The sequence below is a fragment of the Acetobacter fabarum genome, assembly GCF_040702925.2.
Lineage (GTDB): Bacteria > Pseudomonadota > Alphaproteobacteria > Acetobacterales > Acetobacteraceae > Acetobacter > Acetobacter fabarum_B.
The window spans coordinates 291,107-315,445 of the sequence record NZ_JBFCXX020000001.1 but is presented as its reverse complement, the minus strand read 5'-3'; the positions used below and the strand labels follow the sequence as shown (position 1 = coordinate 315,445).

Genomic DNA, 24,339 nt, shown 5'->3' with positions numbered 1-24,339 from the left:
TTTCTGGGCAGGGTAGTCCTTAATCTGCCCCTGCGCCTTACATCTGACGGATAATATCTTCCAGCCATGCCATCTGGCCTTTTGCGTCCAGCATAAACAGGTCAAATCGCAGGTTTTCATACTGCCACTGTGGGTGGCTTTGCAGCAGACACTCTGCGGCCTTGTATACTCTTCGGGACTGCGCTGCGGAAAGACATTCCGCCGCTCCACGCAATGTCTGGCGCTGCTTGACTTCAATAAAACAGATTGTTGCGCCATTTTGTGCAACAATATCAATTTCTCCCCGACGGGTTTTTGCCCTTTGGAGCAGAATGTGCCACCCTGAACCCCGCAATTTCTGGCAAACAGCCTCCTCCGCCGCCAGACCATTGTGGTAGGACGCATAACCTCTCGCCCGTTTTGCGGCAGAGACTGGACGCTGTTGTGCAGAACACTTATTCGCTATGTTGTGGACGTCAGCCACCTGTTGTGTAAGCCTTCTCTCCACCATGTTTTTTGATCTCCAGTTTTCCACAACAGTCCTGATTGTTGCGTGTGTGCGCCTGTGTCTGGTTACCGGCGTGAGTTTGCATATTCTGCTTACAAAACGGAATACGTCATCCGCCATCGGGTGGATTGGCATATGTGTTCTCATGCCGTTTCTGGGAACAGTTCTCTACCTCATGTTCGGGATCAACCGTGTGACCCGACTAGCCAAAAAGCTGGTGGGGGACAGAACGACACACAGGCCGGATGGGGCTGACCTGTCTGCATGGAACAGGGAGCTTGATGGCCAGTTTGCTCCCCTGGCATTAATGGTGGGCAAGCTGACAACCCGCCCCGTTGTTGGCAATAACAGCATCACCAGCCTGCATGATGGCGATGGCGCTTACCCGCATATGCTGGACGCCATAGAAACAGCGACCAGAAGCATTCTGCTATGTTCGTATATTTTCCGGCATGACGCCAGCGGGCAATTATTCGCAGACAAGCTGATTGCCGCGCATAAAAGGGGGGTCAACGTCCGTGTGCTGGTGGACGGTATTGGCAGTGGATATTTTTTATCTCCCATCTACCGTTATCTGAAAAGGGAAGGGGTTCCCTGCGCACGCTTCATGCATTCACTTCTCCCCTGGCGGATGCCGTTCCTTAATTTACGGAACCACCGCAAAATTCTGGTTGTGGATGGTCGCATTGGGTTTATGGGGGGGCTCAACATTGCCGACAACAATCTGGTCGCGCGCAAGCCCCGGCACCCTGTATCTGACACGCATTTCCGAATTGAAGGGCCAGTTGTGCACCAACTGGCACAGGTTGCCGCATGGGACTGGTATTTTACAACCGGGGAACAACTGAACCGGGATCTCTTTTTACAAGAACATGCCAGTAAAGGGAGTTCGCTGGCCCGGATTGTTACTGCGGGGCCGGACACAGATCTGGAAAAAATTGAATATACCATGCTTCAGGCCATTACGCTTTCGCGCAAAAGCATACGGTTGATGACACCTTATTTTTTACCGGGTGCCCGCTTTTTATCCGAACTCGGGCTGGCAGCCTTACGCGGCGTACAGGTAGATATTATTATTCCACTCCGCAGCAACCATCGTCCGCTGGACTGGGCCTGTGCCGCCAATATATCCCCTCTGCTGGATACAGGAGCACGGGTCTGGCACGCCAATCCTCCCTTTAACCATTCCAAACTGATGGTTGTGGACAAGGCATGGTCTTTTGTCGGCAGTTCCAACCTTGATATTCGCAGCCTGCGTCTGAACTTTGAAATCAATATGGAGACATATGACGTCACCATGGCGGAAATCATGGATGAATTCATATGCCAGCACCGCAACCAGCGGCTAACACATTATGATCTGGACAAGCGGAACTACCCAACCCGCATACGGGATTCCTTTGCCAGACTGTTCATGCCTTACCTGTAAGCACTCGCCAGTGTACGCCGACCAATTTCTGGCTGGAGTGTGACCGCTATAGGCCGATGATCCGAGGCAAAAATGGGCAGCACCTGCGCGTCCGAGCAGACCATGCCCTCCACCAGACAACGGTCCAGACGAATGGGCAGCAGGTCAATCATGCGGTGTGTCGGAGCTTTTGGCCCCACATCGGCAAATCCCGGAACAAGGGTTGGCCCCACCAGATTAAAATCCCCCAGAATAGCGCATGGCGCAGAAAGCAGGGATGCAATCCGCCGCAACTGCCTGCGGTTAAGCATCTGCCCATGTGAAAGATGCACATTAGCCAGAGAAAACTGGGGATAATCTATTATCTGGGCGTGTCGTTTAACGATTGGTCCTGACGGAATGGTGCATGCCCGTGGCGGCCGCGCAAAAGGCATGCGGCTCCAGCATGCGACACCATGAATACGCCCCGGCAGGGGGGAGCGTGCATAGTGGCCACCAATCACATCAGGCAGCACGTCTATTTCCACCGTGGCTTCCTGCATGAGCAGAATATCCGGCTGTTCGGCCTCAATAAGGGCGGCCACATCATGCACTGTCGCCCCTGTGCGACGGAGCAGGTTCCAACTGATAATGCGGACCCCGGGTGTGTCATTGGCAGCCACATGCCTGCGCCGCCCTTTGGATGCAAGCTCAACAAAACGGGCCAGACGGCTCTTCATGATGCGATATTCCTTGTATCATCCAGTGGTGGCCGCGCCGGCCCGCCCTGCGCAAATTCCATGGTCAGCGTAAAGCCGGTAGCAAGCAGGACCGGCCCGAGAAAAATACCCACCCCACCAAAAGCCAGCAATCCACCTATGACCCCCAGCACGGTAAGCAGGTAAGGCAGCTTGGACCCACGCGCTATAAATAGCGGACGGATAAGATGATCCGCACCAGAAATAAACGCCACGCCATAGATGATAAGCAAAATCCCCTTGAGCTGGTGATGGGTTACAAACAACCACACCGCGGCCGGGATCCACACCAAAGGCGCACCAACAGGGAATACCGCCAGAAAGGCTGCAATTCCGCCCAGAATAACCGGCTCGGCCACACCAAAGAACCACAACCCGAGCCCGGTCAGAATACCCTGAATAATGGCGGTGCCCAGAATGCCATACACGGTGCCGCGCACTGTACTGGCAATAATGGACAGGTGCCGCCCCGCCTGAGGGCCGGCAATCCGCAGGATAACGGCCTGCAACGTGTCCCATAGAATGGAGCCGCTGATCCAGAAAAAGAAGGAAATGAACAAAGCCGTTACAAGATGCAGTGCTCCATTGGCCATTTGCATGAGCACACCAAGAACAGACTGGATAATTCCTCCCGCATAGGGGCGCAATTCAGCCGCAGCAAGCCCGAGGTTACGGCTCCACAACGCCCAGCGATGATGGATATCCGGTCCAAAAACAGGCAGGTTGTCCAGCCATCTCGGCAGGGGAGGCAACTGGTTGACCTGCCCGAACAGGGATGTCAGCTGCAAAGCCCAGCGCGGGCCAGACGCCACACAGGCCGATGCCAGAAGCGCGAGTGGAAACACCACACACACAGCGCACAGGATCGTCATGATCAGGCTGGCCGCATTGGCCCCCATGCTCCGCCGCAGATACTGGAAAAAAGGCCATGTGGTATAGGTCAGCACGCCCGCCCAGAGCAGGGCAGAGGAAAAAGGAACCAGCACGGCAATGCATCCATAGGCAATGCCTGCCAGCAATAAAAACCGGAGAATACGTTCAGCCGTCAATGTGTGACTATCTGTCATGCGCGCAACAAACCACCGAACGCCTTACTGTTATGTCCTACTGACAGGAACATGGCATATCAGTTGTATGGTATGGCGCATTCCGCACCGAGTTTCCAGCCGGTTCGGATAGAGGCTTTAGTGAAGCCCTTTCACATATCATAACTCATTTGCCAGTTTCGAAGGACTATGTGATCGTTATTGTCCTGTTAAAAAAACATGAGGTCTCTGGTCATGTCTCCTCTCATTCCCGGCAGCTTCCTGCCAGCGCTCGCCAAGGACACGACAATCCGCTTTCTGGATGCCACCACCCTGTTGCCCGGAGAGACATTTGACCCGCAGGCTGAATTTAAAGCCTGCCATATTCCGGGTAGCCAGTATTTTGACATCTCTGTTTTTTCTGACCCGCAGAGCACCCTGCCAAATACCGTGCCATCCGCCGCACGCTTTGCCCATCTGTTTGGCCAGATGGGCATTACGCCTCAGACCCATATTGTTTTTTACGATCAGGGCAATGTAGCTTCTGCCTGCCGGGCCTGGTGGATGACCAGGCTATTCGGGCATGAAAAAACCCAGATCATCCAAGGTGGCCTCAATGCCTGGCGACAGCAGAACCTGCCGGTGGAACAGGGGGAGAGCGCTTCGTATGCCCCACAGGTCTACCATCCCAGAACAGAATATTCCCGTCTGGCCGGTCTTGGGGATATGCTTGAACATGTGCGGCAGCAAAACCGCCCCATACTGGACGCCCGGAGTGCTGCACGTTTTTATGGCACAGACCCCGAACCACGCGCGGGTGTAAAGTCCGGGCACATGCCCGGCGCGCGTAACATTCCCTATAAAACCGTGCTGGACGAAAATGGCTTTTTCCTTCCCGCCGCACAACTGCAAACCCTGTTTTTACAGGCGGGGGTTTCCGCCACAACGCACCCCATTACCACCTGTGGTTCCGGCATGACCGCCGCGGTTCTGAACGTTGCGCTGGAACTGGCGGGATTTCCCTCCAACGCCCTTTATGATGGTTCTTGGGCCGAGTGGGGCAGCACACCCGGTACACCCGTTACAACTGGCCAAAATCCATGACAGAACGCAACAGTGTGGATGCCGGGTGGCAGAAACTTGGCACATCCCTGACCCATACAGGTAGGGCGCCCCCTCCCGAGATGGGGACATACGTCAATCCACCGCTGGAGCGAGGCTCCACTGTGCTCTTTCCCTCCCTCAAGAGCATGAGCCGCAAAGGGCAGGAGCGTTATGATCACTCCAGCATCTATGGCGCTATGGGTTCTCCCACCCAGCATGAACTGGAAAAACTGATTGCACGCATAGAAGGTGGCACAGACTGTCAGATTGTCAGCTCCGGTCTGGCGGCATGCACCACGCCGTTACTGGCTTTTTTAAAGGCAGGCGATCACTGCCTGCTGGCCGACAGCGTTTATGGCCCAACCCGCCGCTTTGCTGAAAACATGCTCCGCCGCTTTGGGGTGGATATTTCCTACTTTCCGCCCTGTGCCACTCGGCCCGAAGTGGAAGAGTACGTCCAGCCCAACACCCGCATCATTTTTACCGAGAGTCCGGGCAGCCATACATTTGAAGTGCAGGATATTCCCATGCTGGCGGAAGTTGCCCACCAGCATGGCGCCCGTCTTTTTCTGGACAACACATGGGGGTTCGGCATTTTTGCCCCATTTGAACATGGCGTGGATGTCTCCATTCAGGCCCTGACCAAATACCCTTCCGGCCACTCCGATGTGATTGCAGGAGCCATCACTGTAGCTGATCCGGCAAGCTGGCATATCCTGCGGGACGCCTCCATCCAGCTTGGTCAGGTTGCCGGACCGGACGAGTGCTGGCTTACCCTGCGTGGTCTGCGCACAATGGGGGTTCGTATGGCGCAGCAGGCCCGCACCGCCCTGCAGGTTGCCACATGGCTCAAACAGCGCCCCGAAGTGGCGCAGGTCCTGCACCCCGCACTGCCAGACTGCCCGGGCCATAACTTTTGGAAACGCGATTTTACAGGGGCTGGTAGCCTGTTTGGCGTGGTTCTGAACGCTCCATACACCTGCCAGAGCATGGAACACATGATTAACGCCATGCGTCTGTTTGGTATTGGTGCGTCATGGGGAGGGTATGAAAGCCTGGTGCTCCCGACCACAGGAGGCATAACGCGGAACTTTGGCGCTGAGCAGCCAGAATCTCCCGCTTTCAGGCTACAGATCGGTCTGGAAAACGCGCAGGATCTTATTGATGATCTGGATCAGGCCTTTGACGCCCTGCACCACGCAGCCTGAACCTTACGACGCAGAACGGACACGGAATGTGGCAGCCTCGGCAATATGCTGGGGCTCTACATCCGGCGCAGCCACCAGATCGGCAATGGTTCTGGCAACCCGTAACAGACGGGTATAACCCCTCGCGGAAAAACGGTACCGCTCCGCCACAGCCTGCGCCAGTTCCAGAGCACTCCCGGTAAGAGAGAGCACATTCAGCGCCGCCTCGGCATTTTTTTGCACGCCCTGTCGTTCTGTCTGGCGCATTCTGGCCTGAGCCACCCGTACGGCGACTGTTGCAGTATTTTCTCCACCCGCCTGTGTCATGTAACCAAGGGGTTCATACGGCTGCATGGCTACATGCAGATCAATACGATCCATAAGTGGGCCAGACAGACGCGCCAGATAATCCGCGCCACAGCGGGGCGCTTTGCTGCATTCACGCGTTGCATCCCCCAGATAACCACAACGGCAGGGATTCATGGCGGCTATAAGCTGGAAGCGGGCAGGGTAGGTAATATGCACAGCTGCGCGCGCAATGCTGACCTGCCCGGTTTCCAGCGGCTGGCGCAAAGCCTCAAGTGCTGCGCGCGAAAATTCGGGCAGTTCATCCAAAAACAGCACACCATGATGCGCCAGACTGATTTCCCCCGGTCTGGCGCGCGCTCCGCCCCCCACCAGTGCAGGCAGGCTCGCGGAATGGTGCGGGTCCCTGACAGGCGGGCGGCGTATGGGCCTGCCATCGGGCAACAGCCCGGCCGCACTGTAGATACGTGAAACCGCCAGACTTTCCGATGGCAACAGATCCGGCAACAACCCGCGCAACCGGGCGGCCAGCATGGATTTGCCAGCACCTGGCGGGCCGGAAAGCAGCAGGGAATGCCCTCCAGCGGCAGCAATTTCCAGCGCCCTGCGCCCTGTTTCCATCCCCCGGATGTCCGCAAGGTCAGGCTCAACACCTGCGGAAAGAGGCTCCGAGCGGGAAAAAACAGGTGTGCTGAGGATTTGCAGACCAGCAAAATGGTTGATTAACGCCAGAAGGTCAGGAGCCGCGAGAATGGCAATATCACCACCACATAAGGCTTCCTCCCCCTGCAAAGCGGGACACACAAGCCCCAGTCCCATGGAGGCCGCCTCCAGAGAAGCCGAAAGCACGCCTGAAACAGGGTTAAGCCGTCCATCAAGCGAGAGTTCGCCAAGAGCCGCATAACGGCCCACTTCCTCTGCGGAGATAACCCCCATGGCGGCCAGCAGGGCCAGCGCAATGGGCAGGTCAAAATGCGACCCTTCCTTGGGGAGGTCCGCAGGAACAAGGTTAACAAGAATACGCTTGGCGGGAAGCGCCAACCCTATGGCCGTCAAGGCGGCCCGAACGCGCTCGCGCGCTTCACCCACCGCCTTGTCTGGCAGACCGACAACCAGAAATGCAGGTAAACCAGAGGATATCTGCACTTCAACCCATACGGGTCTGGCCTCGATACCCGAAAAAGCAAAACTGCGGATGCGGGAATAGATCATTCCCGCGCTCCGTAGCCCATGCTTAACGGCCCTTGTAAATCAGGCGGGCACGGACCGTGCCATCAAGTTCACGCAGAGCCTTGAGCAGACGGTCATCCAGATCCGTATCCCCACCCGTATCGGCCTCGATCACCACATAACCGATCTCTCCATCGGTCTGGAGGAACTGGGCGGTGACGTTGCAGGTTTCGCGCAGGAAGATTTCATTCAGCTTCATCATAACACCAGGCATGTTATGATGCACGTGCATGAAGCGTGTGCCACGCGGGCTCTGCGGCAGCTGGACACCGGGGAAGTTAACCGCACCAAACGTGGAACCCACGTCCGAATATTCCACCAGCTTGCGTGCTACTTCCACGCCAATACGTTCCTGAGCTTCCGCCGTCGAACCACCAATATGAGGGGTGAGAATAACGTTATCCAGCCCCATGATCGGGGTGGACAGCAGATCACCCGGACCTTTGGGCTCTTTGGGATACACGTCAATGGCGGCACCAAGCAGGTGCCCGCTTTCCAGCGCCTTGGCCAGCGCATCCAGATCAACAACATTGCCGCGGGCATTGTTGATGAGGAAGGACCCCTTCTTCATCTTGCTGATCTGCTCCGCACCCATCAGATTCGCCGTAGTGGGCAACTGGGGTACATGCAGGCTTACCACATCACTCTGCGCCAGCAGGTCATCCAGTGTATCAACCGGCAGGGCGTTACCGTGGCCGAGTTTATCCATCACATCGTAATAAACAACCCGCATGCCAAAGGCTTCCGCCAGAACGGAAAGCTGTGAGCCAATGGAGCCATACCCCACAATCCCAAGCGTTTTGCCGCGCACTTCCCAGCTATTGGCGGCAGATTTGGTCCACTCGCCTTTATGGCACTCAACCGAGCGAGGGAAAATCCGACGCATCAGCATAACAATTTCCCCCATGACCAGTTCGGCCACGGAGCGCGTGTTGCTGTACGGTGCGTTAAAAACCGGAATCCCGTTCAGGCGTGTGGTTTCAAGATCAACCTGATTGGTGCCAATGCAAAAGCAGCCAATAGCCATCAGGCGATCAGCACCTTCAAGCACTTCCTTGGTCAGCTGCGTACGCGAGCGGATACCAACAATATGCACGCCTTCCAGCGCTTTTTTGAGCGCATCGCCCTCAAGCGCGCCTTTGTGGCGTACGACATTCTCGTAACCACAGGCCTTGAGGAGGGCGACGGCACTATCGTGGATACCCTCCAGCAGAAGAATACGGATCTTGTCCTTGGAGAGGGACAGGTGCGTGCTCGTGCTCATATTGGACTGACCATCGCTGTTGTACCGAAGCGCAGACCTATCGCAAAACAGGGGCAGTGCATAGTCTGGCGCGCCAGATTTGGCACTATCCCCACCAATAAATCTTGTTAATCCACCCGCAGAATGCGCACTGCCTCACGGTGCAGGGCAGGGGAACCGGCGGCCAGAACCGTGCGATCTCCATCCATCCGCAGGGGGGTCCCATCCCATGCGCTCATAACTCCGCCAGCACCTTGCACAATGGGCACAAGCGCTCCCCAGTCCCAGGGGTTCATGTCACATTCGGTAATCAGGTCAATCTGGCCCAGAGCAAGCAGCCCATAGGCATAACAATCCCCCCCCCATGTCATGCGGCGGGCCTGCTGCTTGAGGTTCTTCCAGCGGTCATGCGGGGCCAGTTCCAGCATTTCGGGAGATGTGCATGACATTTCAGCCTCGCCAAGTGCTACATTCTGCCGGGTATGGGCCTGCCCCCCCAAAGAGGACGTAAACACGGTTGCACGCCCCTTTACCCCAACCCAGCGCTCGCCCAGAACCGGCTGGTCCAGAATACCCAGTACCGGCTCCCCTTTGTAAAAAAGGGCAATCAGGGTGCCAAAGAGCGGGCGTCCGGTTACAAATGCCCGCGTGCCATCCACCGGGTCCAGCAGCCACTGGTAATCCGCCTGAGCGTTGTCCTGCCCGAACTCCTCACCAAACACGCCATGGTCTGGCAGACGTTCGGCCAGAATAGCCCGCATGACCCGTTCTGCCGTCCTGTCCGCGACCGTAACCGGGCTTGCATCCTTTTTGCTCTCCACTCCCACACCACGCCTGAACCATGGCCGGACAACGCTCCGCGCCGTATCCGCCAGCATGGTTGCCACGTCCACAAACTGGTCTGTTATCTGCGGGGTCATCGGGGAGTTCCTGTTATTGGGGTGGGGGCCGGGGTATGCAGTGTGTACAAATAGCTGATCACATCCGCCCTGTCCTGCGGGTCGTGCAGACCTGCAAAAGACATGTGCGTACCAGGTGCGTATCTGGCAGGAGCCATAAGCCAGTCAGATAATTTCTGATCGTCCCATATCTGCGCTGCATGCTGGCGCAACGCAGCGGAATAGGCGTAGCCGGGAAGGGTGGCTATATTCCGCCCCACAACACCTGCCAGAACCGGGCCAGCAGTGCCTTCGCTCCCGAGGGTAAAACCATGGCACTGGGCACAAATACGCCCCGCCAGCACAGTGCCATGAGCCAGACTGGCGCGCGACATGTAAGGCTCAATAGAAACCGCCCGCAGGTCCGGCAGGCGAAAAACCGGGGCAACAGGGGCCGTGTCCGGCACAATAGAGCGTGCCACCACCAGAGCACTGCCCATGGCCACTACACTTATCAGCGCCGAAACCGCCACCCTGTTCAGGAACCTGCCATCCATCCGCACTTCTGCCCCTGCTGATCACTGGTTGCGTTTGCATTGCAGCTTTTCTAGACTGCGCGGCGCTTTTCCACGCCTATAAGCCGCGCTGTATTCTGGAGCAAGCTGATCATGCCGCCCCTTGTTGTCATACCTGCCAGACTTGCCTCAACAAGGCTGCCCGGCAAGCCCCTGGCGGATATTGCCGGGCAGCCCATGATCGTGCATGTGCTTAATGCCGCACTCAAGGCCGAAATTGGTCCGGTTGTGGTTGCCGCCGCCGAGCCCGAAATCTGTGATGCTGTTACCAATGCAGGCGGGACAGCCATACTGACCGAGCCTGACCTGCCATCAGGCTCGGACCGGGTCTGGCAGGCCGTGCAAACGCTGGACCCACAGGGGCAGTATTCCACCATTATCAACCTGCAAGGGGACCTGCCCACACTGGCACCAGATGCCCTGCATACGGTGTGCGGGGTCTTGGATCATCCTGCATTTGATATTGGAACGCTTGTCGCCCCCGTTAGCACGGAAGCAGAGGCAACTGCTCCTTCTGTAGTCAAGGTCGCATGCCATTTCGAGCAGGCCACACATCATGCGGTCGCCCTCTATTTTTCCCGCCAGCCCATTCCCGCAGGGCAGGGACCACTATGGCACCATGTTGGGATTTACGCATGGCGGCGGGCGGCTCTGGCCCGCTTTGTCCAGCTTCCTCCATCTGGTCTGGAACAGCGTGAAAGTCTGGAACAGCTCCGAGCACTGGAGGATGGTATGCGTATTGGCTGCGCGCGTCTTGCAATCGCGCCCTTTGGGGTTGATACACCACAGGATCTGGAACGGGCACGCCGCCTGCTTGGAGCTTAAAGGCCATGATGGACAAGGTTATAGCCTTTCAGGGCATGCACGGTGCGTATTCCGACATGGCCTGCCGCGCGGCGCGACCCGGCTGGACCACCCTGCCATGCCATAGCTTTGCAGATGCCATCGACGCAGTTCATGCAGGCAAGGCCGAGCAGGCCATGCTGGCATGCGAAAACAGTCTGGCAGGCCGTGTGCCCGACATTCATTCGCTCCTGCCCGCTGCGGGGCTGCATATTATTGGTGAGTACTTCCAGCGTGTTGAACACTGCCTGCTGGTGGTGCCCGGCACCCGTATGGAGCAGATCCGCCGCGTACATACGCACCCTGTGGCCATGGCCCAGATCCGCAATCTGCTCAAAAACAACAACCTGACACCCGTAACCGAGTTTGATACGGCAGGTGCTGCAGAACTGGTTGCACTCTGGCAAAAGCCTGAAGAAGCCGCCGTCGCCTCCGCCCTTGCTGCGGAACTGTATGGGCTGGAAATTCTACAACGGAATGTGGAAGACGCCTCCCACAATACGACACGGTTCTATATTACCGCGCGCACACCGCAGGTGCCCACACCACAGACACCCCATGTCATGACCACGCTGCTCTTTAGTGTGCAAAACAGCCCCGGCGCCCTGTATAAAGTGCTTGGGGGGTTTGCCACCAATGGCGTCAACATGACCCGACTGGAAAGCTACATGTCGGGCGAAACGTTTGCCGCTACACGTTTTTTGATGGATGTAGAGGGCCACCCCGGCGATTCCCGCCTAGGCAAGGCTTTGGCAGAACTTGAATTTTTTTCCAAAAACGCCACAATTCTAGGCGTCTATCAACAATCGCCATTCAGGCACCAGGCTTCCACCCAAGGGCAGGACATCCCGCGTTCCGCTCCAGCAGATGCCATTCCAGGATAAGTGACCGCTCCATGCCTCATACATTCTTCTCCGGCTCCATTACTGCACTCATCACCCCCATGAACCGGGACGGAAGCCTGGATTTTGAGTCGTTTGAAAAACTGGTGGACTGGCAGATCAAGGAAGGCACCGCAGGCCTGTGTGCCGTTGGCACAACGGGGGAAAGCCCCACCCTGTCACACACGGAACACCATGCTGTTGTTGAACGCACCATAAAAGTTGCCAATGGTCGCGTGCCGGTTATTGCCGGGGCGGGTTCCAACAGCACATCCGAAGCGGTTGATCTGGCGCGCCATGCAGAGCAGGCCGGTGCCGCCGCCGCCCTTGTTGTGGCTCCGTATTACAACAAGCCTACGCAGGAAGGTCTGTACCGGCACTTTATGGCCGTGGCAGATGCTGTTTCCATCCCGGTGATTTTGTACAACATTCCCGGCCGCTCCATTATTGACATCAACGTGGAAACAACGGCCCGTCTGGCAAAGCACGGCAATATTATGGGGGTAAAGGATGCAACAGCAAACCTGTTCCGCCCCCTGCAGGTGCGCCGGGCCGTGGACAAACCCTTTAACCAGCTCTCGGGCGAAGATGGCACAGCCGTAGCTTTTCTGGCAGCCGGTGGGGATGGATGCATTAGCGTGACATCCAACATTGCGCCCGCCCTGTGCGCCGCCGTGCAGAGCGCGTGGAAAGCAGGGAAAACGCAGGAAGCCATTGCCATTCAGGACCGCCTGACCCCATTGCATGACACCCTGTTCTGCGAGAGCAATCCTGCACCAGCCAAATACGCCGCAAGCCTGCTGGGCCTTGCGGGGGAAACCTGCCGTCTGCCGCTGGCTCCCCTGAGCGATGAATCGCGCCATAAAGTCCGGCAGGCTCTGGTTGATGTCGGGTTGCTGGGCTGATCATGTCCACAAAATCCAGCAAAAGCACCATGATCTCCCACGGCATGGTCGCACAGAACCGCAAGGCCCGCTTTAACTACACCATCAAGGAAACGGTTGAGGCCGGGCTTGTGCTTAAAGGACCGGAAGTAAAAAGCCTGCGTCTGGGCCGCGCAACAATTGGCGAAGCCTTTGCTGGCGAACGTAATGGTGAACTCTGGCTGTTTAACAGCTACATCCCTGAATATCAGGGCGGAGTTCTGTCCCGCTTTGATTCGCGCGCCCCCCGCAAGCTGCTTATGCACCGCAAGCAGGCCCAGAAGTTTATGGGCGCCATTGCCAAGCAGGGGGCAACCCTTGTTCCGCTGGATATTCACTTCAACGATCGCGGACTAGCCAAGGTGACCCTTGGTCTGGGCGTTGGCAAAAAGAGTGTAGACAAGCGCCAGACCGTAGCAGACCGGGACTGGCAACGCGACAAAGCCCGCCTGATCCGTAACAAGGGGAAGGGCGACTACTAACCCGTTCCGGCTATGACATACGTACAGTTCTACACAACTTTGGCAGATGCAGACGGCCATAAAAAAAGCCTCGGTTCTAAAACCGAGGCTTTTTTCTTAACTTACCGCTAAAAAGCAGTGCCTCAGGCAGAAGTCACTTCAGCGGCTTCCGGACCTTTCTGGCCCTGAACAACTTTAACGTTCACGCCCTGACCTTCATTCAGGCCCGGCAGACCGGAACGTTCCAGAGCAGAAGCGTGGATGAAGATATCCTTGCCGCCGCCTTCAGGCGTGATGAAGCCAAAGCCTTTAACAGCGTTGTACCACTTAACGGTACCGCGTGTATCTTCAGCATCAGACAGGTCAGGAGCGGGGCGGGCAGCAGGACGCGCACCAAAGCCCGGACGACCACCAGCGGGGCTACGCGGACGTTCCGGCTGAGCCGTGCTTTCATCAACAGAGATGACTTCGGCAACCTGGCGACCCTTGGGGCCCTGACCAATGCGCACAACCAGCGTAGCGCCGGGGTTTACACCCTGAACACCAGCCTGAGAAAGCGCGTTGGCGTGCAGGAACACATCGCCCGATCCATCAGCGAGTTCGACAAAGCCGAAGCCTTTTTCGCCATTGAACCACTTGACGGATGCACCCACTTCCGGGCCGGAAGCGATAACCTGCGGGCCACCAGCGGGACGACGCGGAGCAAACCCACCACGGTCACCGCCGCCACCACCATAAGCGGGACGCTCACCGAAAGAAGGCATCGACATATAATTGTCGTCATCAAATCCGCCGCGGCGAGGAGAACGGGGGCTGCGGTCGGTCCTGTTACTTTTCAACGGTCTTGATCCTGGAGTGCGGAGAAGATGGAAACTTCTCCGGATATTGAAAAACGGGCAAACTGCCAGAACGGGTTGACAGGATTACGTGCTTTGAACAAAAAGCCCATCATTCCCCTTCCTGAATAGTGCAAACATGCCCAACGCATGCGTAGCACAGTCATCACCGTGCTGCTACAGCAAAGCATGAAAACCGCGCCGGCTTCACGCACTTTTCTTCGTATCACAAATTTGTGATACAGAAGCCTTTTCGGGCCCATCCCACACCTCTCACACACATCCACAACGACCATGCACTGCACATAATTATGCAACGGTGAGTAGGGTCATCTTAACGACTATCCGGACAGGTTTAAGGGGCAGACACGAACACCTCATGGAATCGCATCAAGCCTGTACGCCCCGCCCGCGTTCGGCCCGGCCAGCACTGCACTTCTCCCCCATGGGCAAAAGCACGTATCGCACTACACGCTTTCATTCAGGCAACCCCGACCATCCCGCAGCAAGTCCAGGCAATCAGGCGCACACTAACAGGCAACGCCCCCTCAATTCAGACTTTGTGTTTGATTGGCGCTCACACTCCGGCGCACCGACCCTAAAATAGTGCATATTATTTAGGCAGGTGATTTATTTTTGTGCATAAATTCTTATCAAATTTTGCATTTCTGTGTTTTTTTCGTCACTACCTCTTCAACCTGCCCGTTTATGAGGCGAAAGCGCTCTCTTTCCTGTAGCGCGGCATGGAGTTTCGCCCTTACTCTCAAAATCAGAAAGAGCCACCGGGTTTTGATGTAGGGGATACAGAACTTATGCTGCGCCAGTCGGAAACACAGAACGTCTGTCAGATTATCCCGTTCCAGATGGAAATCATGTGTCGCCACCGCGACTATCTGGATCGCTGGATTGCGGCCAGCCAGCCCATGGGCATCTGCGACGCCGATATTTTCCCTGCTGAAGAAAAACAGGCCGGTGTTTCATCCGGTTACGTTCTGGTATGGGTGCGCGAAACATCAAACCCGGCCTACAAGGTTTACTCCCGCGGCAACCGCTGGATTGTTATGGACGCCGTGCGTGACAACACTCTGGGCCAGTTTGCCTCTTTTGCCGATGCCCTGAACATGATCCGCCCCGTTCTGCCGACCAAACAGGATATTGTGGCCGCCTAAACTCCCCAAGCCATTTTCTGGTGCTTTTCCGCCGCCATTCCCTTACCGGGGTGGCGGTTTTTCTTTATCCTGAACCTAATAAAATGCCTGATGGAAGCAGATATTTCCATTTGAGGGATTGCCACTGCACTTTGCCGTGCGGCAAGGACAGGACAGACATCTTGCTGTCCCGACTGATCCAGAGGAACCCGAAATGACATCCCTGACACTCGCCTATCCTGAGTCCACCATTCATGAGGCGACGGCGGCCACCATCATTCGGGTTCTCGAAGCCAACGATATTGAGCCCGAAATTGTCACCGGCCCCAAGCAGGCTCTGGCCGACCTGCTGCGCAAAGGGGAAATCGATATCTATGTTGCCGCATGGCTGCCGGATGAGGATTCCGACCTCCTCGGCGCGGGCACCACGCAACTGGGCCGACTATTCCAGCCCGAAGCCTGCTGCTGCATTTCGGACGAGAACAGCCCGCTCACATCCCTGAGCGATCTGGTGCAGGCCGGGCAGGGCATTACCCGCACGATTGTAACGCCCCAGTCCCTTGCCAGACGCATGGAGCAGGTTCTGCGCACCTATAATCTGGCAGAAGCAGGCTTTACCCTTGACGTGCTCCCCGATGAAGAAGCTCTGGCAAGGCATAATGCGGCACTCGGTGCCGAGCAGCCTAGCCTTCTGCCCCTGTTCCAGCCCTGCTTCCTGTTCCATCAGGGAGGGCTGCGTATTCTGAATGACCCCCACAAAGCAATGGGCGGGGAGATGGAAGCAACCCTTCTGCTCCGCGATGGGCTGCGTGATGAGCTGGAAACAGATCTGGTGGATGAACTGGATGAACTGATGCTGAGCGCCAAAATCATCAGCGCCATGGACTATGCCATGCGGGTGGAAGGCATGAGCGCGGATGAAGCTGCCGAAGCATGGCAGCGCGGTAAGCTTTTGCCTCGCTAGATAGAGGTGCCGGTCCATGACACAAAGCATAGCAGCGGATGACCGTGATGCCGGGCTAGCCGCCCAGTACGAAGTATACCCCTACCCGGAGCGTGACCCGCAGAACGAAAACCGCCGCCTGCTCATTGGCAGCCCCAGCCACCTGCGAGAAGTGGATTACTGGGTTTTTGGCGCACAACGCCCCCGCAGTCAGGCATTGCGGGTACTGGTAGCCGGGTGCGGTACGGGCGATGGCGCGATTATGCTGGCAACACAGCTGGCACGGGTTGCACGCCCGGCGGAAGTTGTCTGTCTGGACCGTTCGGAAAAAGCCCTGTCCATTGCACAGGCCCGTGCCAAAACCCGCTCACTGGACAATATCCGGTTCGTTCTGGGCTCCCTGACCGAGCTGGAATCGCTTGAACTGGGACTATTCGATTACATTGATTGCTGCGGAGTTCTACACCATCTGCCAGACCCTGTAGCGGCACTCCAGACTCTGGAACGCCACCTTGCCCCCCATGGCGGCATGGGGCTGATGGTTTATGCACCCTATGGCCGTACCGGCGTGTACATGGTGCAGGACGCTCTGGAAAAACTGGCGCCCCTCGCGCATTCACCACAGGAACGGCTGGACGTGGCCCGCCGCGTCATGCGCACCCTGCCTGCAACGGCATGGCTGCACCAGAACGGTAATTTTGGGGACCATCTCTCTGGCGGGGATGCAGGGCTTTACGATCTGCTCCTGAACCCCAGAGACCGCTCCTACACCATTACCGATTTTTTGGCCCTTCTGGATCAGGCCGGGCTTGAACCCACGGCTCTTATGGAACCAGCGCGGTACGACCCGGGCCTCTTTTTGCCAGACCCACGCCTGCGTGCGCGCCTGTCCACCCTGCCTTGGCAGACACAGGCCGCCATTGCCGAGGACCTTGCTGGCAACATGGCAACGCATGTTGCCTATGTCGTGCGCAAACACGCAGCCCCCGAAAAACCTGATCCACAGAATCCAGAGGCAGTGCCGATCATGCGCGAAATTCCTGGCGCGGAACTGGCCAAGCAGATGACGCCTGATAACATGTTGCCCTTCCACTTTGGCACGCTTGTTGTGCCTATCCCGCTCCCGCCCCAGACCCGCGGCATTCTCCCCCTGATTGATGGAGAACGAACCGTGGGTGAACTGGCCGAGATTTTGGCCACACGCGGCGTAAGCGCAGAAAAGTTCAAGCATGTCTGGCAGGAAAGCTTTGGCATTCTGGAACGACTGAATCGCGTGCTACTCCGCTCTCCAGCCTGAGCATATGTGAGCGCATAATTTTACTCCTCATATGCACTCACACACTTGCTATCGCCACTGCTCCAGCCCTGCCGGTCTATACACTATAGTACCATTTGGCTCCGAGCCCGGCTGGTTTGCCTGAACCCTGCGCGCAAAAGCGTGCTGCGGTGCCTGCAAATCCCCTGCAATACCGTAAGCTGCCTCCCTCCTTCCGGTCTGGCATATTGTGCCTCGTTAACGCAGGGCCTATTCTGCCCGCACTTTTGCCTGCCGGAAGGGTAGAACCACTGGGCAGCATGCGGCCACCACGGCACAGATGGCCCGCTTTTTGCTGCGTTCTTTCCTTCCATTCCTTGCAATCTGTCCGCCTTTGGGCATCGTTTTTGAAACAGTGAGTATCATGGCCGTTTACGCATTTATTTTTCCCGGACAAGGCAGCCAGTCCGTTGGTATGGGACAGGAGCTTGCGGACGCTTTTCCCGCCGCACGTGCAGTTTTTCAGGAAGTTGACGATGCTCTGGGCGAACATCTGTCAAAAACGATTTTTGAAGGGCCGATAGAAACCCTGACCAGCACAGAAAATGCCCAGCCTGCACTCATGGCTGTTTCCATGGCAGTTCTGCGCGTGCTGGAACAGGATGGCGGGCTGGATCTGGCGAACCGCGTAAGCCTGCTTGCCGGGCATTCACTGGGTGAGTACGCGGCTCTCGCGGCAGGTCGGGCTTTTGACGTTGCACGGGCCGCCCGGCTGCTGCGCCTGCGCGGGCAGGCCATGCAACGCGCGGTTCCTGCGGGAGAAGGCGGCATGGCAGCACTTATTGGCGTAACGCTGGCTCAGGCGGAAGAAGTCTGCACCCGCGCAAGTGAGAGCGGCAGCACGGAAATCGCTAACGACAATGGTGGCGGCCAGATTGTAATTTCGGGCAAAATGGCCGGGATTGATGCTGCCATTACCATAGCAAAGGAAATGGGGATCAAGCGCGCGGTCAAGCTTCCTGTTTCCGCCCCGTTCCATTCCTCACTCATGAAACCCGCTGAAGACGCCATGGCCGACGCGCTGGCCAAGGCGGATATTGCCGCACCGGTTGTGCCCGTGATCGCCAATGTCACCGCGGAGCGCGAAACTGATGCGGACACGATTCGCAGCAATCTGATCCAGCAGGTAACCGGGCGTGTCCGCTGGCGCGAAAGCGTGGCCACCATGACCGGTCTGGGCGTTGATACGTTTGTGGAAATCGGGGCAGGCAAGGTTCTGTCCGGTCTGGTACGACGCATTGACCCCGAAGTTTCGACCCTTTCCATCGGCACCCCGGCGGATATCGAAACCTTTCTGAAATCCCTCTAAAGCAGGTTTACACAACATGTTCCGACTGGATGGAAAAACCGCACTCGTAACGGGTGCTTCTGGTGGCATTGGCAGCGCCATTGCCAAAACGCTGCATGCTCAGGGTGCCAAAGTTGTTCTGTCTGGCACGCGTGAGGCCGTTATCCGCGAACTGGCGGAAGAACTGGGGCAGGGGGCGTTTTATGCCGCAGCCAACCTGAGCGAGCCATCAGAAGCAGACGCCCTGATTGCAAAGGCAGAAGAAGTTGCCGGCGCACCGCTGGATATTCTGGTCAACAATGCGGGCCTTACGCGTGACACGCTCGCCCTGCGCATGAAGGACGAGGACTGGAATCAGGTTCTCAATGTTGACCTTGCAGCCCCATTCCGCCTGTGCCGGGCCACACTCAAGGGCATGCTACGCCGCCGGGCAGGCCGCATTGTCAATATCGCCTCTGTTATTGGCACAACCGGCAATGCCGGGCAGGCCAATTATGCCGCGGCCAAGGCTGGCATGGTGGGCATGAGCAAATCCCTGGCGCAGGAAGCTGGCTCACGCGGGGTCACGGTCAACGTGGTGGCTCCGGGCTTTATTGTCACCCCCATGACAGACGTGCTGCCAGATGCACAGAAGGAAAAGCTTCTGTCCTCCATTCCGCTCGCACGCCTTGGCCAGCCCGAAGATATTGCGTCTGCCGTGCTGTACCTGGCATCGGATGAGGCTCGGTGGGTAACCGGTGCTACGCTGCATGTTAATGGCGGCATGGTTATGGCCTGAGCACACGAAAAGCATATGCACCGCTAGAACAGGTGGTGCAAAATGCTTTAAGATGTGCCACACATGCAGCGCAACCATGCTGTTTTGGGCTTTCGACAGATGTATTTGTCCGGTTTGCCTTGGCGTGGAGAGATAAAACGTGCTAATCGCGCGCAACACCTTACTGCTGGGCCGGAATGGGGCGGGCATCTGCCACCCGGTTCTCTGCCAGTGACAAGGTCCGTCGCGGATTAAACACCTGAACAACCTGCCATTTTCGGTAGGCAGGCATATGGGATAGAAAGACAGATGAGCGAAATCGCTGATAAGGTTAAAAAAATCGTGGTCGAGCATCTCGGCGTCGAGGAAAGCAAGGTCACACCGGAAGCGTCTTTCATTGACGATCTGGGCGCAGACAGCCTTGACACTGTTGAGCTGGTGATGGCGTTTGAAGAAGCCTTCAATGTCGAAATCCCTGAAGATGCCGCTGAAAAAATCACCACGGTGAAAGACGCCATCGACTATATCGAAAAGCAGAAAGCCGCCTGATTTCAGGCCATTGCCTTAAATTACAGGATTATGGTCCCTCAGATGGCTGAGGGACCAGATATGTGTCGAATGGGGAGCGGGCTGGTTTGTTGCTTTCGGCCGGAATGAATTCTGGACGGAGACGCGTTGTCGTCACCGGCATGGGCATCGTCGGGCCTCTCGGCCTCGGTGTCGAAAACGTATGGTCACGTCTGATCGCAGGCGAGAGCGGGATTGGTACAATCACGCAGTTCGATGCGAGCGATCTGCCTGCACAGGTTGCTGGGGAAGTCCCCGACGGGCCGCGGGAGGAAGGTAAACTCACGCTATCCGAGTGGGTGCCAACCAAAGACCAGCGCAAGATGGACCGCTTTATCCATATGGGGCTTGTTGCCGCAACGGAAGCGGTCGAGGACTCCGGCTGGAAACCTCAGACCGAAGAAGAAAAATGCCGCACCGGGGTTATGATCGGTTCTGGCATTGGTGGCCTGCAAACCATCTATGACGCCTCCATTACCGTGCATGAAGGACGGGCAAAGCGGCTGTCGCCGTTTTTCATTCCTTCTGCCCTGATCAATCTTGTATCCGGGCACGTTTCCATCAAATACGGTTTTCAGGGGCCCAACCATTCGGTTGTGACCGCCTGCGCAACTGGCGTTCATGCCATTGGTGACGCAGCCCGCCTGATCATGTTCGGCGATGCTGACGTTATGGTTGCCGGTGGGGCTGAAGCCACGGTGTGCCCTCTGGGTATCGCCGGGTTCTGCTCCGCCCGCGCCCTTTCCACAGGCTTTAACGCAACCCCGCAGCAGGCCTCCCGCCCGTGGGACAAAGACCGTGATGGCTTTGTCATGGGCGAAGGCTCGGGTATTGTCGTGCTTGAAGAATACGAGCATGCTAAAGCCCGTGGCGCCAAAATCTATGGTGAGGTTATTGGTTACGGCATGTCCGGTGATGCCTATCATATTACGGCACCCTCGGAAGGGCATTACGGTGCTTACCGCGCCATGCGCTCCGCTCTGCAAAGTGCGGGCCTGACCACGGCCGACATCAACTACGTGAATGCTCATGGCACATCGACCATGGCAGATGATCTTGAGCTGGAAGCCGTGGAACGTCTGTTTGGTGATGACGCCAAAAAGCTGGCCATGTCTTCTACCAAATCGGCTACGGGGCATCTGCTCGGCGCGGCAGGGGCGATAGAGGCCATTTTCTCCATTCTTGCCATCCGGGATAACGTGGCACCGCCCACGCTTAATCTGGACAACCCTTCCCGCGAGAGTGTGATCGACCGCGTAGCGCATACAGCGCAGCAGCGTCCGATTAATGTTGCCCTGTCTAACAGCTTTGGGTTTGGCGGGACAAATGCCAGCCTGATCGTGCGTGGCGTCTAAACGTAAAAAAATATCTTCTCCTCCTTCAGGCCGCAGTAAACTTTCCAGTTTTCTCAAGTGGTCTGGGGGAGGCGTTTTTGTTTTTGTAGCAGGCATGGGGCTTACCGCCTTTTCAGGCTGGCAAAGCTATACCCGCCCCGGACCATTATCCACTGATCAGGATATTGTGGTCCCTCACGGCAACTATGCCACGACCTTATCTGCCCTACAAAATGCAGGTGTTGTTCCCACAAACTGGTGGAGCAGCCGGGTCTTTTCAATCGCTCTTGTCCTGACCCGCCGGGACGGACAACTGCATGCGGCGGAATTGCACTTCCCCGCCTATGCCTCCATTGAACAGACATTATGGATTTTGCGGCACGGCAAGCCTGTCCAGCATAAGCTGACCATCCCCGAAGGGCTGACAGCATGGCAGATTCAAGCCCTGATCCAAGCTGCGCCGTTATTGACGGGGGACACTCCTCTACCTGAGGAAGGAAGCACTCTCCCGCAGACCTATACCTACCTGCGCAACAGCGCGCGCAAGGACCTGCTGGCCCATATGCAAACTAGCATGGCGCAGACATTAAAACAGATATGGGCAGAAAGAGAGAGCAATTTACCGCTGGGTAACCCGCAAGAACTGCTTACGCTGGCATCTGTTATTGAAAAAGAAACAGCCCAGCCAGATGAACGCCCATCGGTCGCCCGTGTCTTTTACAACCGCCTGCAAAAAAACATGAAATTACAGACAGACCCGACGGTAATCTACGCCATTACGCAGGGAAAACCACCGCTGGACCGGCCCTTGACTCACACAGACCTCCAGACGACCAGCCCTTACAACACCTATGTTTATACTGGCCTGCCACCGGGACCGATCTGCTCACCCGGCAAGGCAGCACTTGAGGCTGCGGCCCACCCTGCAAAAGGCGATATGCTGTATTTTGTGGCGAATGGTACGGGGGGGCATAATTTTGCGGCCACACTGGGAGACCACAATCATAACGTCCTGCTGTTACGCAAACAGAAAACCAGCCACTAACACCACACGGCGTAAAGTGGCTGGTGCAGTCTGAGCGCGTATTGTTGTTAGCGGGAGCCTGAACGGGCGGGGGAAAGATTTTCCTGCACGATCCCGCCACTTGGAGCAGTCACACCCGTGCTGTCACTATCAATGCCATCCGTCGTCGGAACCGCTGCGCGAGGCGCTGTTGAAGAAGCGGTCTGCGCTCTACGGGCATAACGCATCAGAATGCTGCGCAACGGGTCCGCATCCGGGTTATTCACGCGCATGCTTACAACAATATCTTCCGGGCCAACGCTTTGCTTGTAATACGCCCGGTTTTCATCACTGTTAACGGTCAGTTTGCTGCCACCGAGTGATGCCCCGGCAAAAACGCCCTGAGACTTCTGTGCAACCAGAATATCCGTATTACTGGCACCGGCATTGGAACTGGCAACAGCAGAACTCATATTGGCAAAAGAGGCACCAGCATTGGTGCCAAACTGGAACTGGCTGTCCAACAGCGCCTGAAGGCCACGATCGGTCATGACGAAGAAAACGATCTGGGAACTCTGCACACCAAACTGGACGCCAAAGGACGCAGAACTCAGCTTGTAAAAGGCCGGGTCTGACCAGGACCCGCGCGCATCTTTTGCCAGCAGCACGCATTCCCCATGTGCACCGCCAAAGGCGATGGACATCCGGAACATGGACGGGCAGACCATAACCGCGCGCGCCTTGGCCAGATTGCTCACCAATGCGCTCTGGCCGGTTGCGCCCAGAAAAATATCCTGCACAGTCAGGGCTGCTTTATCAACAGTAGCCTGCGCAGTGTCCGCTGCCTGCGCATACGCCCCCGCGCCGGAAGCCAGCATGGTTGCAGCCAGAATCAGAGAAACTGAAGACAGTCGTTTAAAGAAATGCATTCCGGGTTTCTCCACGATAAGTCCGGTAAATTGGCGTGTAAAAAAGCATGCTTTTGTGGCGCGAGAAAGGCCAGTTTTTGTTTTGTTTTTATTCCAGTGGAATGGAAACAGCTTTGGCCAGTATCGGGCCAATATGCGGGTTGGCCGCCAGAATGGTCGCCCCACCTGTTAACCCGCCATTTTGCAGGAAGGGGGAAACAACCGCCCCGGCTTCGGCCAGCAGGGGCAGGGCTGCTGCCACGTCCCACAGGTTGATAACAATTTCGATGTATCCATCAAGCCGACCGCTGGCTACATCGGCCAGTGCCAGTGCGCCACATCCGCCTGAACGGGGCATGGTGCCCAGTTCCATAATAGCATCCATCTTGTCCATGAACACGGGTTTGGGCACACGGCCACTCCACCCCATTTCGATCATGGAGCGGGCAGGGTCCTTTATGGGGGAAGCCTTGATGGGTTTCCCGTTCAAAAAAGCTCCGTACCCACGTAACGCCGTGTAAACCTCGCCCAATGCCGGGGCGTCTATAACACCGGCCACGGGTTCGTCTCCGTCCATCAGGCCAAGGGAGACACACCACCGGCAGCGGCCACGGGCGTAATTGGACGTGCCATCAATCGGGTCCACAACCCAGCGCAGGCTCCCTGTGCGGCTTACGCCACCTTCCTCCCCCTGAAAGCCATCTTCGGGAAAAAGCGCCTGCATGCGCTGTGCAATAAAGGCCTCGACCGCGCCGTCAGTTTCTGTCAGCCAATCCTGTGCTGACTTGAGTTCTCCCTGTGGTCCGCCCGGCGGTGGCCGCATGGACATGGCCAGTCGGGCAGCATCATGCACAACAGCCCGGGCGGCTTCCAGTCGATAGGCTAGGGCAGGGCTGGGGAGGGCTGGCATGGAAATGGCTACTCCAACAAAAATTCACACGCCGCCACCATA

At 56.9% G+C, this 24,339-nt stretch carries 25 protein-coding genes; 15 read left to right on the top strand and 10 right to left on the bottom strand.

What is annotated here, in order from left to right:
- Positions 1 to 37 precede the first annotated feature (37 nt).
- Complete coding sequence (locus AB2L51_RS01465) at positions 38 to 490, bottom strand: YraN family protein (RefSeq protein ID WP_395580814.1); 453 nt, start codon at positions 488 to 490, stop codon at positions 38 to 40.
- Here AB2L51_RS01465 and cls point away from each other — a divergent pair.
- Positions 489 to 1,916 (top strand): cardiolipin synthase, encoded by a 1,428-nt coding sequence (gene cls, locus AB2L51_RS01460; protein WP_395580813.1) that lies wholly within the window; start codon positions 489 to 491, stop codon positions 1,914 to 1,916. The genes AB2L51_RS01465 and cls overlap by 2 nt on opposite strands.
- Here cls and AB2L51_RS01455 read toward each other — a convergent pair.
- Positions 1,907 to 2,614, bottom strand: a complete 708-nt coding sequence (locus AB2L51_RS01455; protein WP_395580812.1) for an endonuclease/exonuclease/phosphatase family protein — start codon at positions 2,612 to 2,614, stop codon at positions 1,907 to 1,909. The two genes, cls and AB2L51_RS01455, sit on opposite strands and share 10 nt — an antisense overlap.
- Positions 2,611 to 3,699, bottom strand: coding sequence for an AI-2E family transporter (locus tag AB2L51_RS01450; RefSeq protein WP_395580811.1), 1,089 nt, complete (start codon positions 3,697 to 3,699; stop codon positions 2,611 to 2,613). The genes AB2L51_RS01455 and AB2L51_RS01450 overlap by 4 nt, the downstream gene beginning before the upstream one ends.
- Positions 3,700 to 3,912: 213 nt before the next feature.
- On the opposite strand from AB2L51_RS01450, the gene AB2L51_RS01445 reads away from it, so the two are divergent.
- Positions 3,913 to 4,761: a sulfurtransferase gene (locus AB2L51_RS01445; protein WP_395580810.1), complete on the top strand. Its 849-nt coding sequence runs from the start codon at positions 3,913 to 3,915 to the stop codon at positions 4,759 to 4,761.
- On the top strand, positions 4,758 to 5,969 hold the full coding sequence (gene metC / locus AB2L51_RS01440; RefSeq protein ID WP_395580809.1) for a cystathionine beta-lyase: 1,212 nt from the start codon (positions 4,758 to 4,760) through the stop codon (positions 5,967 to 5,969). The genes AB2L51_RS01445 and metC overlap by 4 nt, the downstream gene beginning before the upstream one ends.
- Positions 5,970 to 5,972: 3 nt before the next feature.
- On the opposite strand, the gene AB2L51_RS01435 is transcribed toward metC, so the two are convergent.
- The 4 genes from AB2L51_RS01435 to AB2L51_RS01420 all read right to left on the bottom strand — a co-directional run bounded on the left by AB2L51_RS01435 (position 5,973) and on the right by AB2L51_RS01420 (position 10,162).
- A complete protein-coding gene (locus AB2L51_RS01435; protein WP_395580808.1) occupies positions 5,973 to 7,466 on the bottom strand; it encodes a YifB family Mg chelatase-like AAA ATPase in 1,494 nt (497 codons plus the stop codon).
- 22 nt (positions 7,467 to 7,488) lie between these two features.
- A complete protein-coding gene (serA, locus tag AB2L51_RS01430; protein ID WP_395580807.1) occupies positions 7,489 to 8,748 on the bottom strand; it encodes a phosphoglycerate dehydrogenase in 1,260 nt (419 codons plus the stop codon).
- A 107-nt stretch (positions 8,749 to 8,855) separates the two neighbouring features.
- Positions 8,856 to 9,647 (bottom strand): inositol monophosphatase family protein, encoded by a 792-nt coding sequence (locus tag AB2L51_RS01425; RefSeq protein WP_395580806.1) that lies wholly within the window; start codon positions 9,645 to 9,647, stop codon positions 8,856 to 8,858.
- Positions 9,644 to 10,162, bottom strand: a complete 519-nt coding sequence (locus AB2L51_RS01420; RefSeq protein WP_395580805.1) for a c-type cytochrome — start codon at positions 10,160 to 10,162, stop codon at positions 9,644 to 9,646. The genes AB2L51_RS01425 and AB2L51_RS01420 overlap by 4 nt, the downstream gene beginning before the upstream one ends.
- 108 nt (positions 10,163 to 10,270) lie before the next feature.
- Here AB2L51_RS01420 and AB2L51_RS01415 point away from each other — a divergent pair, with 108 nt between their 5' ends.
- The 4 genes from AB2L51_RS01415 to smpB are packed head-to-tail and all read left to right on the top strand — an operon-like array spanning position 10,271 to position 13,309.
- Positions 10,271 to 11,005 carry a 3-deoxy-manno-octulosonate cytidylyltransferase gene (locus tag AB2L51_RS01415; RefSeq protein ID WP_395580984.1) on the top strand — a complete coding sequence of 245 codons (735 nt, stop codon included), beginning with the start codon at positions 10,271 to 10,273 and terminating at the stop codon, positions 11,003 to 11,005.
- Positions 11,006 to 11,010: 5 nt separating this feature from the next.
- The gene (locus AB2L51_RS01410; RefSeq protein WP_395580804.1) at positions 11,011 to 11,907 is read left to right on the top strand and encodes a prephenate dehydratase; all 897 of its coding nucleotides are present in this window, start codon (positions 11,011 to 11,013) and stop codon (positions 11,905 to 11,907) included.
- Between the two features lie 11 nt (positions 11,908 to 11,918).
- Positions 11,919 to 12,809, top strand: coding sequence for a 4-hydroxy-tetrahydrodipicolinate synthase (gene dapA / locus AB2L51_RS01405; RefSeq protein ID WP_395580803.1), 891 nt, complete (start codon positions 11,919 to 11,921; stop codon positions 12,807 to 12,809).
- A 2-nt stretch (positions 12,810 to 12,811) separates the two neighbouring features.
- Complete coding sequence (gene smpB / locus AB2L51_RS01400; protein WP_275176562.1) at positions 12,812 to 13,309, top strand: SsrA-binding protein SmpB; 498 nt, start codon at positions 12,812 to 12,814, stop codon at positions 13,307 to 13,309.
- Between the two features lie 122 nt (positions 13,310 to 13,431).
- Here smpB and AB2L51_RS01395 read toward each other — a convergent pair whose 3' ends face one another.
- Positions 13,432 to 14,127, bottom strand: coding sequence for a cold-shock protein (locus tag AB2L51_RS01395; protein ID WP_166109894.1), 696 nt, complete (start codon positions 14,125 to 14,127; stop codon positions 13,432 to 13,434).
- 740 nt (positions 14,128 to 14,867) lie between these two features.
- On the opposite strand from AB2L51_RS01395, the gene AB2L51_RS01390 reads away from it, so the two are divergent.
- The 8 genes from AB2L51_RS01390 (at position 14,868) to mltG (ending at position 22,521) form a co-directional block, all read left to right on the top strand.
- Positions 14,868 to 15,293, top strand: coding sequence for a hypothetical protein (locus AB2L51_RS01390; RefSeq protein WP_395580802.1), 426 nt, complete (start codon positions 14,868 to 14,870; stop codon positions 15,291 to 15,293).
- 193 nt (positions 15,294 to 15,486) lie between these two features.
- Positions 15,487 to 16,236: a glycine betaine ABC transporter substrate-binding protein gene (locus AB2L51_RS01385; RefSeq protein ID WP_395580801.1), complete on the top strand. Its 750-nt coding sequence runs from the start codon at positions 15,487 to 15,489 to the stop codon at positions 16,234 to 16,236.
- Between the two features lie 16 nt (positions 16,237 to 16,252).
- A complete protein-coding gene (locus tag AB2L51_RS01380) occupies positions 16,253 to 17,512 on the top strand; it encodes a class I SAM-dependent methyltransferase (RefSeq protein ID WP_395580800.1) in 1,260 nt (419 codons plus the stop codon).
- Between the two features lie 382 nt (positions 17,513 to 17,894).
- A complete protein-coding gene (gene fabD / locus AB2L51_RS01375; protein WP_395580799.1) occupies positions 17,895 to 18,839 on the top strand; it encodes an ACP S-malonyltransferase in 945 nt (314 codons plus the stop codon).
- Between the two features lie 16 nt (positions 18,840 to 18,855).
- Positions 18,856 to 19,596, top strand: coding sequence for a 3-oxoacyl-[acyl-carrier-protein] reductase (gene fabG, locus AB2L51_RS01370; RefSeq protein WP_395580798.1), 741 nt, complete (start codon positions 18,856 to 18,858; stop codon positions 19,594 to 19,596).
- A 288-nt stretch (positions 19,597 to 19,884) separates the two neighbouring features.
- Positions 19,885 to 20,124, top strand: a complete 240-nt coding sequence (locus tag AB2L51_RS01365) for an acyl carrier protein (protein WP_025825175.1) — start codon at positions 19,885 to 19,887, stop codon at positions 20,122 to 20,124.
- Between the two features lie 104 nt (positions 20,125 to 20,228).
- Entirely contained in the window at positions 20,229 to 21,497 is a 1,269-nt protein-coding gene (gene fabF, locus AB2L51_RS01360; RefSeq protein WP_395580797.1) for a beta-ketoacyl-ACP synthase II, read from the top strand.
- Positions 21,487 to 22,521: an endolytic transglycosylase MltG gene (gene mltG / locus AB2L51_RS01355; RefSeq protein ID WP_395580796.1), complete on the top strand. Its 1,035-nt coding sequence runs from the start codon at positions 21,487 to 21,489 to the stop codon at positions 22,519 to 22,521. The genes fabF and mltG overlap by 11 nt, the downstream gene beginning before the upstream one ends.
- A 47-nt stretch (positions 22,522 to 22,568) precedes the next feature.
- On the opposite strand, the gene AB2L51_RS01350 is transcribed toward mltG, so the two are convergent.
- A complete protein-coding gene (locus tag AB2L51_RS01350; RefSeq protein WP_395580795.1) occupies positions 22,569 to 23,408 on the bottom strand; it encodes a lipid-binding SYLF domain-containing protein in 840 nt (279 codons plus the stop codon).
- 88 nt (positions 23,409 to 23,496) lie between these two features.
- Positions 23,497 to 24,297, bottom strand: coding sequence for an inositol monophosphatase family protein (locus AB2L51_RS01345; RefSeq protein WP_395580794.1), 801 nt, complete (start codon positions 24,295 to 24,297; stop codon positions 23,497 to 23,499).
- Positions 24,298 to 24,339: the final 42 nt, after the last annotated feature.

What these genes read in the sequence shown, in the direction of transcription:
- cls (WP_395580813.1), top strand. Translation starts at nt 489, where the DNA reads ATGTTTTTTGATCTCCAGTTTTCCACAACAGTCCTGATTGTTGCGTGT.
- AB2L51_RS01465 (WP_395580814.1), bottom strand. Translation starts at nt 490, where the DNA reads ATGGTGGAGAGAAGGCTTACACAACAGGTGGCTGACGTCCACAACATA.
- AB2L51_RS01455 (WP_395580812.1), bottom strand. Translation starts at nt 2,614, where the DNA reads ATGAAGAGCCGTCTGGCCCGTTTTGTTGAGCTTGCATCCAAAGGGCGG.
- AB2L51_RS01450 (WP_395580811.1), bottom strand. Translation starts at nt 3,699, where the DNA reads ATGACAGATAGTCACACATTGACGGCTGAACGTATTCTCCGGTTTTTA.
- AB2L51_RS01445 (WP_395580810.1), top strand. Translation starts at nt 3,913, where the DNA reads ATGTCTCCTCTCATTCCCGGCAGCTTCCTGCCAGCGCTCGCCAAGGAC.
- metC (WP_395580809.1), top strand. Translation starts at nt 4,758, where the DNA reads ATGACAGAACGCAACAGTGTGGATGCCGGGTGGCAGAAACTTGGCACA.
- AB2L51_RS01435 (WP_395580808.1), bottom strand. Translation starts at nt 7,466, where the DNA reads ATGATCTATTCCCGCATCCGCAGTTTTGCTTTTTCGGGTATCGAGGCC.
- serA (WP_395580807.1), bottom strand. Translation starts at nt 8,748, where the DNA reads ATGAGCACGAGCACGCACCTGTCCCTCTCCAAGGACAAGATCCGTATT.
- AB2L51_RS01425 (WP_395580806.1), bottom strand. Translation starts at nt 9,647, where the DNA reads ATGACCCCGCAGATAACAGACCAGTTTGTGGACGTGGCAACCATGCTG.
- AB2L51_RS01420 (WP_395580805.1), bottom strand. Translation starts at nt 10,162, where the DNA reads ATGGATGGCAGGTTCCTGAACAGGGTGGCGGTTTCGGCGCTGATAAGT.
- AB2L51_RS01410 (WP_395580804.1), top strand. Translation starts at nt 11,011, where the DNA reads ATGATGGACAAGGTTATAGCCTTTCAGGGCATGCACGGTGCGTATTCC.
- dapA (WP_395580803.1), top strand. Translation starts at nt 11,919, where the DNA reads ATGCCTCATACATTCTTCTCCGGCTCCATTACTGCACTCATCACCCCC.
- smpB (WP_275176562.1), top strand. Translation starts at nt 12,812, where the DNA reads ATGTCCACAAAATCCAGCAAAAGCACCATGATCTCCCACGGCATGGTC.
- AB2L51_RS01390 (WP_395580802.1), top strand. Translation starts at nt 14,868, where the DNA reads ATGGAGTTTCGCCCTTACTCTCAAAATCAGAAAGAGCCACCGGGTTTT.
- AB2L51_RS01385 (WP_395580801.1), top strand. Translation starts at nt 15,487, where the DNA reads ATGACATCCCTGACACTCGCCTATCCTGAGTCCACCATTCATGAGGCG.
- AB2L51_RS01380 (WP_395580800.1), top strand. Translation starts at nt 16,253, where the DNA reads ATGACACAAAGCATAGCAGCGGATGACCGTGATGCCGGGCTAGCCGCC.
- fabD (WP_395580799.1), top strand. Translation starts at nt 17,895, where the DNA reads ATGGCCGTTTACGCATTTATTTTTCCCGGACAAGGCAGCCAGTCCGTT.
- fabG (WP_395580798.1), top strand. Translation starts at nt 18,856, where the DNA reads ATGTTCCGACTGGATGGAAAAACCGCACTCGTAACGGGTGCTTCTGGT.
- AB2L51_RS01365 (WP_025825175.1), top strand. Translation starts at nt 19,885, where the DNA reads ATGAGCGAAATCGCTGATAAGGTTAAAAAAATCGTGGTCGAGCATCTC.
- fabF (WP_395580797.1), top strand. Translation starts at nt 20,229, where the DNA reads ATGAATTCTGGACGGAGACGCGTTGTCGTCACCGGCATGGGCATCGTC.
- AB2L51_RS01350 (WP_395580795.1), bottom strand. Translation starts at nt 23,408, where the DNA reads ATGCATTTCTTTAAACGACTGTCTTCAGTTTCTCTGATTCTGGCTGCA.
- AB2L51_RS01345 (WP_395580794.1), bottom strand. Translation starts at nt 24,297, where the DNA reads ATGCCAGCCCTCCCCAGCCCTGCCCTAGCCTATCGACTGGAAGCCGCC.